General features: G+C 47.1%; 3 protein-coding genes and 2 pseudogenes. All 5 read left to right on the forward strand.

From position 1 onward, the window contains the following. Positions 1–126: 126 nt before the first annotated feature. Positions 127–3,204, forward strand: coding sequence for a CusA/CzcA family heavy metal efflux RND transporter (locus tag B7X71_RS11090; protein ID WP_293598094.1), 3,078 nt, complete (start codon positions 127–129; stop codon positions 3,202–3,204). A 25-nt stretch (positions 3,205–3,229) separates the two neighbouring features. After that, positions 3,230–4,024, forward strand: coding sequence for a 5'/3'-nucleotidase SurE (gene surE / locus B7X71_RS11095; protein ID WP_293598095.1), 795 nt, complete (start codon positions 3,230–3,232; stop codon positions 4,022–4,024). A gap of 29 nt (positions 4,025–4,053) precedes the next feature. Next, positions 4,054–4,677, forward strand: a pseudogene (locus B7X71_RS11100) (protein-L-isoaspartate(D-aspartate) O-methyltransferase); the annotation flags it as partial. After that, on the forward strand, positions 4,674–5,444 hold the full coding sequence (locus B7X71_RS11105; RefSeq protein WP_293598096.1) for a peptidoglycan DD-metalloendopeptidase family protein: 771 nt from the start codon (positions 4,674–4,676) through the stop codon (positions 5,442–5,444). The pseudogene B7X71_RS11100 and the gene B7X71_RS11105, both read left to right, overlap by 4 nt. Before the next feature lie 31 nt (positions 5,445–5,475). Further along, a pseudogene (locus tag B7X71_RS11110) lies at positions 5,476–5,632 on the forward strand (3'-5' exonuclease); the annotation flags it as partial.

Below are 5,632 nucleotides of genomic sequence, written 5' to 3' on the forward strand. Positions count from 1 at the left end.
TTAAAGGTTACGACTTAAATAGCAAGGCCTTTGCGATTACCAGTGGCATTGAACCTGGTTCGCGCATACTGGCAGAAGGTGCAGTGCTACTAAACGATCGATTTGCAAAGCAGGAAGATTAGTTAAGTGAGCGCCTTTACTTCTTTCATTCGAGGTGTACTTGAAAAACGGGTGCTTGTCATCGTCGGTTCAATTGTGCTTCTCGGTTTGGGAATGTATAGCCTATCTAAGTTGCCAATACAGCCATACCCGGGTGTAGCGCCATTAACGATTCAGGCGATTTCTCAATGGCCTGGCCGAAGCACGACTGAGGTAGAGCAGCAGGTGACCATTCCGGTAGAAAATGCCTTGGCAGGTATACCTGGTCTTCAGGCTTTCCGTTCAGTGTCTTTATTTGGCCTATCAGTTGTAACTCTGAAATTCAACGACACGACGGACCCATTTCAAGCACGTCAACGTTTTATGAGCAGCCTGTCTAATGTGAACTTTCCAGATGGGGTTACTTCCAGCGTTAGCCCGGACTCCGATGCCACTGGTGAGATCATGCGCTATGAGGTGAAGTCTGATTACGCCTCATCATCCCATCTCAAGACACTGCAGAACTACGAGATTTATAAGGAGCTAAAGCAAACCCCTGGGGTTGCGGATGTTTCTTCATTTGGTGGCAAGGTTCGCCAATATCAAGTGATTGTTAGTCCAGAAGGTTTGCAATCGAAGGGCATCACTGTTAATGAATTGATTACCGCTTTAACCAATGCGAATAGCAATACCGGTGGCGGACTATTGCCTAGCGGTGAGCAGCAGTTTGTAGTGCGTGGAGTAGGGCTTTTAAAAAGTATCGATGATATTAAGCGGGTAGTAGTCTCCATTCACAACGGGGTACCGATTCGGATTGGTGATGTGGCGCGTGTAGAAATTGGCAATGCACCACGTTTGGGGATGTTTCAGTTCAACGAGAACCCTGACTCTGTTGAAGGCATTGTTTACTTGCGTCGTGGTGAGAATGCCACTGAAGTACTGGCCCGAGTTCGTAATACGGTTGAGAACATCAACAAACAAATCTTGCCACCCGGAATTGAAGTAAAGCCTTTCTACGACCGCCAAGTGCTCTTGGATATCACCATCGGCACGGTGAAGCACACGCTGTTCTTCGGAATCTCCTTAGTTCTCGCGGTGCTTTTTTTCTTTTTGGGTAATTTACGTGCAGCAGCAGTTGTGGCTGCAGTAATTCCATTGGCTCTGTGCGTATCGTTTATTCAGATGCATTTATGGAGCGTTCCGGCTAACTTGATTTCTCTTGGCGCAATTGACTTTGGTGTAATTGTCGACTCTGCGGTCATCCTGACGGAGAACGTGATGCGCCATCTAGAGGAAGGTGGCAAGCGCCTTAATCAAAGCATTATCTTGGCAACAAGCGAAGTACAGCGCGCCATGATTTATTCGACCGGCATCATTATTGTTGCCTACTCTCCTTTGTTCTTTATGGGCGGAGTAGAGGGCATCATCTTTAAGCCAATGGCATTTACCATGGGCTTTGCCTTGATCGCGGCAATGATCTTAAGTCTGACATTCTTGCCAGCCATGATCTCCTTGGTTTTTGGTGAGAACTTGCATCACAAGCCACCGGGATTCATTACTCGCTTACTTGACGGGTACAAGCCTTTACTCAGAAAATGGATGGATCGCCCATTAACTGTCGTGTCAGTTGCAGTGTTTGTATTGGGTCTGACTTTATTAAGTATTACCCGTCTGGGTACTGCTTTCTTACCAACGCTAGAAGAGAATAATATTTGGCTACGCGTGACTTTGCCCAATACAGTGGATCTCGATTACTCTGTAAAAATTGCTAATCAATTACGCGAGACTTTCTTAAAACAACCTGAGATTGAAAAGGTTGCCGCTCAAATTGGTCGTCCGGATGATGGCACGGATTCCACTGGCGTATTTAATCAAGAATACGGTTTGTATTTAAAGGGTCCCGACAAGATGCCAAGCGGGTCGAGTAAGAAAGACTTGATTACCCATCTAGAAGCGGAGCTCAATAAGATTCCGGGCGTTACTTATAGTTTCTCGCAATACATTCAAGACAACGTGAATGAGGCGCTCTCTGGAGTGAAGGGAGAGAACTCGGTCAAGATTTACGGCACAGACCTTGAGGTTCTAGATCAAAAAGCCCATGAGGTAATTGAGCAACTTAAGAAAATTCGCGGTGTTGCAGACGAGGGTATCCTCAAGGAATTGGGTCAACCAACTTTAAACATTCAGATTGATCGTGAGCGCTCTGCACGTTACGGTATTAACGTCAATGACATTCAAACGTTAGTGGCCAATGCCATTGGTGGTGCAGCGGTGACAAATCTCCTTGAGGATGAAAAGACTTTTGGTATAGCGATTCGCTTAAATGAAGGGAGTCGTAATGACATTGCTGATATTGGCCACCTATTAGTAGATTCACCTAACGGCGCAGCTATTCCTTTGTCGATGGTTGCAACGGTTCAATTAAGTGATGGCCCATTCTTCATCTATCGTGAAGCTGGTAAGCGTTACATCGCGATTAAGTTCAGTGTACGTAACCGTGACTTGGGTAGCGCTGTAGAGGATGCGCAATTCTTAGTCGAGAAGAACATCACCTTGCCGCCAAACTATTCCATTAGTTGGGATGGTCAATTTAATCAAATGAAGCAGGCACAGAAGAAGCTCATGCTGATCGTGCCATTAGCCTTGCTAGGCATCTTCTTATTGCTTGTTAGTGCTTTTGGTAATTTCCGAGACGCAGTCATTGTGATGATTAACGTGCCGTTTGCAGCCATTGGCGGCGTCATTGCTTTGCATCTTGCTGGCGAGACTCTGAGTATTTCCGCCTTCTTTGGATTCTTATCCTTATTTGGGATCGCGATTCAGGACGGGGTGATTTTGATCTCCTTCATCAATAAGACGGCAGCTACCGAGCATCACGCAATGAAAGATGCCATGGTGGAGGGCGCTTCCTTACGAGTTCGCCCAGTACTGATGACTGCGGCACTTTCAGGTCTGGGGCTATTGCCTGCCGCTTTATCCCATTCGATTGGCTCAGAGGCCCAACGCCCCTTAGCCCTAGTAATTGTGGGGGGTATGGTGACGACCACTATTTTGACCCTCTTGGTATTACCAGTAATATATGGATGGTTCAGAGGTCGAGCGCTAAGCCAGATGGCAAAGGCCTAAGGCTACATAGAAAGTATTGATATTCATGAGTGAAAACACAATGCAGCCACATATTCTGATTTCAAATGATGATGGCTATCTTGCTCCTGGTCTTTTGGCCTTGGTCAATGCCATTCGCCCATTGGGTCGTGTAACCGTCATTGCCCCAGAGCAAAATCACAGCGGGGCTTCCAACTCATTGACACTGTCACGACCACTGTCGATTCATCGAGTAGCTGGCGGTGAGCGTGATGGCTTCCTATTTATTAATGGTACGCCAACCGATTGCGTTCATATCGCCATGACAGGATTCTTAGATGAAAAACCGGATCTCGTAGTCTCCGGTATTAATCAAGGCGAGAACATGGGTGAAGATACCCTTTACTCAGGCACTGTAGCTGCCGCAATTGAAGGCGTCATGTTTGGTGTCCCTGGCATTGCTTTCTCACAGATTGATAAAGGCTGGAACCGGATTGATGATGCTGCTAAAGCGGCTCACGATATCGTCGCGCAAATGTTGGCATCTCAGTTGACTCACACCGATGGCGCAGCTACCTTGCTGAATGTGAATATTCCAAATCGTCCCTATGCTGATCTCAATCGCTGGCGGGTAACCCGCTTAGGTAATCGCCATCACTCACAACCAGTAGTGCTTCAAAAGAGTCCGCGTGGTGATGATATTTACTGGATTGGTGCTGCTGGACATGCAAAAGATAGTTCTGAAGGTACCGACTTTCATGCGATTGCTGAAGGGTGTATCTCGATCACACCTATGCAGTTGGATTTGACTCATCATGCGCGTTTAGCTGCGATGCGTGCCAATGGTTGGACCCGCGGTTGAGGCCAGCTGCGGAACGTAATGCCGGTCACCGGCAAGCCTTGGCTGCGAAAGTGCTCGCTGCCGGGGTTAAGCACGGCAAAACATTAGAAGCGATTGCTACGGTTCCTCGTCATGCATTTATGGATGCGGGCATGCATCCTCAAGCCTACGAAGATACTGCTTTGCCTATCGGTCATTCTCAGACGATTTCCAAGCCATCAGTAGTTGCTCGCATGATTGAGCTCTTGCATAAGCCTAAGCAGCAGTTGGGCAAAGTATTGGAAATCGGTACTGGTTGCGGATATCAAGCAGCGGTACTGAGTTTGTTGTCGGATGAGGTGTATTCAATTGAGCGCATTCGTCCTTTGCACGACATGGCTAGAGAGAAGCTACGTCCATTTCGGATCAAAAACCTGCGTCTGATCTATGGTGATGGTATTTTGGGACTCCCCCAAGCGGCCCCCTTTGATGGAATTATTTTGGCAGCTGCTGGATTGGGTATTCCGGATGCCTTACTGGATCAACTGGCTATTGGCGGCCGTCTTGTGGCTCCAGTAGCCAAAAATGAGAAAGAGCAGCAGTTGATTATGGTTGAGCGGATGAGCTCTCAGCGCTATCAAAGAACCGTTCTAGACGAGGTCTTTTTTGTCCCCTTACAATCAGGGGTAGTATGAAAAACCCAATAAACCCTATGTTTAGATATCTTCTATTGCTTCTGGCAATTGCTACTTTGGCATTCAATGTCGGTTGCTCGACCACACCTAGGGCTAAGCCAGCGAATGTGGTTGATCGAAGTGGTGGAGCTAGTGAGCCTACACCGCCTGGATACTATCGCGTCAAACGTGGCGATACTCTGGCTCGGATTGCTTTAGATAATGGACAATCTCCGCGAGATTTAGCGCAGTCGAATAATTTATCCAACCCAAACTTAATTGAAGTGGGTGACCTCATTTTGGTAAGGCCTCCAGCTAGCAGCAAATTAACTGTTAAGCCAATTCCAAAAACGGCTAGTGATACTCCGAAAGCAGATGCACCAAAGATGGATGCTGCCAAAGAAGCCCCTAAAGAAATCGTTGCAGAGCCGGGGATTCGTTTGTCATGGCCAGCTAAAGGCAAGGTCACTGAAGAATTCAGTGAGAAGACTAAAGGCATTGATATCGCTGGTAAGTTAGGGGAACCTATTACCGCAGCATCGGATGGTAAAGTGGTTTACGCTGGTAATAGCTTGCGTGGCTATGGCAACCTTGTCATTATCAAACACGACAACACATATCTCACAGCTTATGCCCATAACCGTATGCTCTCAGTAAAAGAGGGTGATGCGGTGAAGAAGGATCAGAAGATTGCTGAGATGGGCGATACTGATACAAATTCTGTAAAACTCCATTTCGAACTCCGTGTGAATGGCAAGCCAGTAAACCCAACGCCATACTTGCAGTAATTGCGCTCAATCAATTGCTAGCAATTTAAGTATGGCAACGGTTCTCGTCTTCGATATTGAAACTATTCCTGATGTAGCGGGATTGCGTCGCCTCAACGACTATCCAGATACGCTGTCAGATAGTGAAGTTGCGGCCAAAGCCATGGCAGAGCGTGCTGAGAAAACCGGTAGTGAGTTTCTGCCACTGT

This window comes from Polynucleobacter sp. 39-46-10, assembly GCF_002282275.1.

What these genes read in the sequence shown, in the direction of transcription:
- surE (WP_293598095.1), top strand. Translation starts at nt 3,230, where the DNA reads ATGAGTGAAAACACAATGCAGCCACATATTCTGATTTCAAATGATGAT.
- B7X71_RS11105 (WP_293598096.1), top strand. Translation starts at nt 4,674, where the DNA reads ATGAAAAACCCAATAAACCCTATGTTTAGATATCTTCTATTGCTTCTG.